Below are 3,082 nucleotides of genomic sequence, written 5' to 3'. Positions count from 1 at the left end.
GAAGCCGCGTTCGGTGGCCACGAAGTCGTCACGCCGTCCGCCCACGCCCAGACCCAGCGTGAGCCGGCCTCCCGAGAGCTGGTCGACACTGGCAGCCTCCTTCGCCAGGATGATCGGGTTGCGGGTGGCCGAGAGCAGGATGTTCGTCATCAGGCCGATCCGCTCGGTCACGGCGCCGGCGGCCGCGAGCGTCACCAGGGACTCGTAGCTCGGGTAGGCGATGCGGTCGATGGTCGCCAGGGAGGAGAAGCCGCGCTCCTCGGCCCGGGCCGCCCAGTCGACGAGTAGCCGGCCGGGCGTTTCGGGGATCGTGTTCGGAAGACCGATCCCGATCCGCATCGTTGCGCAAGAACCGCCGGGGGCGGGAGGCTATTCCCGCTCGCGGGCCCGCTGGACCCGCTCGGGCGTGCCTCGCGGCGGGTCGTCGGCCATCTCGGTGGTGGACGTGGACTCGGAGATCTCCTCGAGGGTCTCCCCGACCGCCCGCTCCGAGGAGTCGGCCTGGGCCACGTCGCCGAGAGACAGGATGCCGACGAGCTTCTCGTCCTTGACCACCGGCAGGCGTCGGATGCGGTGCTCGGCCATCATCGAGCGGGCCTCCGACAGCTTCGTGTCCGGGCTCACGGTCACCGGCACGGTGGTGGCGATGTCCTCCAGACGCACAGCCAGGGGGTCCTTCCGCTCGGCCAGGACGCGGAGCACCAGGTCCCGATCGGTGACCAGCCCCACCAGGCGATCTCCCTCGGCCACGGGTATGACCCCGGTATCGAACTGCTTCATCATCGCGGCCGCGTCGGCGGCGTTCATGGTCGGCCCGGCGGTCTTGGGCGACTCGGTCATGGCGTGGCGAACGAGGATCGACATGGGTCCTCCTCTCGGGCGTCCTCGATGACCTATCCGGGGCGGCCGAGGACCAAACCGTCGTGGGAGGCAGGTTTAGGGGGGGTCGGTGTGGAAATACAGGGAGCGGCGGACCGCCTCAGCCCTGGTGGCCGGGTAGACCTACGGGGCCCTGGCGGCCATACGCCCGAAGAGCAGGCCCCCGAGGACGGCTCCCTCCCCCTCGGGGGTCTGCCGCGTTCGGGTCAGGCCCGGTCCGAGGTGTCCTCGTCCTTCTCGGCCTTCCGGCTGCTCATGGCGGCGCCGATGAGGTCGGCGACCACCAGGTTCGCTTCCGCGAGCCGGATGTCCCAGTGCATGTGGCGTACTCCCTGGTCGTCGGTCGTTCATCTGGGGTATCGGGAGGACGGCCGACCGCCTTGAATCCGCTCTTAGGGGGGATCGGACGGGGGTAACCATCGGGAGATGCTCGAGCGGATCAAGCGAAGCCGGGTGGCCGCGATCGCCCAGGCCACCAGCGGTCGGTACGGGGATGACGCGGGGGGGTACCTGGCGGCGGCCATCGCCTACTACGGGTTCCTGTCGTTCTTCCCCCTGATGCTGTTGGGGGTCTCCATCGTGGGGTTTGCCCTGGAGCGCAACCCGAGCCTCCAGGCCGAGGTCGAGGCCGCTCTGACACGGGCCGTCCCGGGAGTGGAGGCGCTGGTGGAGCGGAGCCTCTTGGCCGCACAGGAGAGCCGGGTCGCTGTCGGCCTGGTGGGTCTGGCCGGGCTCCTCTGGACCGGCACCGGCGTCGTGGGGGCAGGACGGAACGCCATTCGCATCGTGTTCCGCGAGGGCCCGCCGAGGTCGGGGCTGGCGCGGGTGGCGTGGCTCGTGACGGTCACCATCGGCCTGGGACTCGTGGGCCTGACCGCCACATCGCTCCAGGCGCTGGCCGGGGCCGTCGAGAGCGATGGGCCCGCCGGCGTCGCGCTCCAGGTGGTGTCGGTCCTGGTGGCCCTCGGGCTCGACGTCGTCCTGTTCCTGGTCACCTACCGGGTGCTGCGACGGGGCCGGGCGGCCTGGCCCGACCTCGTGCCCGGGGCCGTCTTCGTGGCGATCGGGTGGACCGGTCTCAAGCTCCTGGGCGCGTGGTACGCGGGGAGGACGGCCGAAGGATCCGCGCCCGTCTACGGGGCCTTCGCCACCACCGTGGGGGTTCTGGTCATCATGTACCTGGCGGCCAGGCTGTACGTGTACGGGGCCGAGCTGAACGCGGTCCTGCTGGAAGAGAGAGGAGGGCTCCGGATGGACGAATCGCGCGAACGGATCGACCGCCGGCCGAACGGCCGGCCGGAGGAGCTGAGCACGCCCCGGCTCGTCGGACGGGTGGCCGGCGATGTGGGTCTGCTGGTGAAGAAGGAGGTCGAGCTGGCCCGGCAGGAGATCACCGAGGGCGCCGCGGCGAAGCTCCAGGGGGCCGCGGCGTTCGCGATCGCCGGCGTCCTGGGGATGTTCGTCCTCGGGTTCCTGCTGGCGGCCGGCGCCGCGGCTCTCGACCTGGTGCTGCCGTTGTGGGCTGCTCTGCTGATCGTGGCGGGCTTCGTACTGCTTCTCGGCGCGGTGGCCGGGGCGGTCGGTAGAGCCCGGATGCGGCAGCCGGTTGGAGCCGGGCAAGCGAAGCAGAGGATCAAGGAGGACATGGAATGGGCCAGAGCGCAGCTGCGACGGTAAGGGAGATCGAGGATATCCGCGGTCGGCTCGATGCCGAGATGCGCGAGCTGGAGCGCCGGCTCCCGCGCCCGGCCGTCTGGGCAAAGCGGGCCGTCGGCGTGGCGGTCGGCGGGGGTGTCACCGGGGTGGTGTTGCTGGCCGTCCTCCGGCGCAGGCGAAAGAAGCGGCGGGAGGCTCAGCCGATCGAGATCGTCCGGCCCGTGGTCAACGTGGTGCCGGAAGCCGCGGCCCAGCGCGTGTCGGCGGCCTTGGCCGACGGCCGGTGGAAGCCGTGGGTGGCCGCCGGCGCCGGGGCCTGGCTGGCGATGCGACTCCTCGAGGTGCGCCAGCTCCGCCGCCTGAACGCCCGGCTGATCGAGACCAGGCCCTAGGGGCCACCGGCCGGCGGTACGATCGCCCGGATGACCCGCCCGGGTGTGGTCGTCGCGCTCGCGGTGGCCCTGGCGTCGGCGTGCACGGCCGAGGCCGGAGACGGGCCGGGTCTCCCACCCCCAGCCCCGGCTCCGGAACGGCTGGTCCGGCCCGG

4 protein-coding genes are annotated in these 3,082 nt (G+C 71.9%); 2 read left to right on the top strand and 2 right to left on the bottom strand.

What is annotated here, in order from left to right; translation table 11 throughout:
- Both VF468_05860 and VF468_05855 read right to left on the bottom strand, forming a co-directional pair.
- The coding region (locus VF468_05860) for an LLM class flavin-dependent oxidoreductase (GenBank protein HEX5877838.1) at nucleotides 1–339 on the bottom strand (339 nt) is incomplete at its 3' end.
- A 30-nt stretch (nucleotides 340–369) separates the two neighbouring features.
- Complete coding sequence (locus VF468_05855) at nucleotides 370–864, bottom strand: CBS domain-containing protein (GenBank protein ID HEX5877837.1); 495 nt, start codon at nucleotides 862–864, stop codon at nucleotides 370–372.
- A gap of 441 nt (nucleotides 865–1,305) precedes the next feature.
- On the opposite strand from VF468_05855, the gene VF468_05850 reads away from it, so the two are divergent.
- A complete protein-coding gene (locus tag VF468_05850) occupies nucleotides 1,306–2,556 on the top strand; it encodes a YhjD/YihY/BrkB family envelope integrity protein (protein HEX5877836.1) in 1,251 nt (416 codons plus the stop codon).
- Nucleotides 2,557–2,594: 38 nt separating this feature from the next.
- Nucleotides 2,595–2,927 carry a hypothetical protein gene (locus VF468_05845; GenBank protein ID HEX5877835.1) on the top strand — a complete coding sequence of 111 codons (333 nt, stop codon included), beginning with the start codon at nucleotides 2,595–2,597 and terminating at the stop codon, nucleotides 2,925–2,927.
- The last annotated feature ends 155 nt before the right edge of the window (nucleotides 2,928–3,082 follow it).

Source organism: Actinomycetota bacterium, assembly GCA_036280995.1.
In the GTDB taxonomy this organism is placed as follows: domain Bacteria; phylum Actinomycetota; class CALGFH01; order CALGFH01; family CALGFH01; genus CALGFH01.
This window is presented reverse-complemented; position numbering and strand designations above follow the sequence as displayed.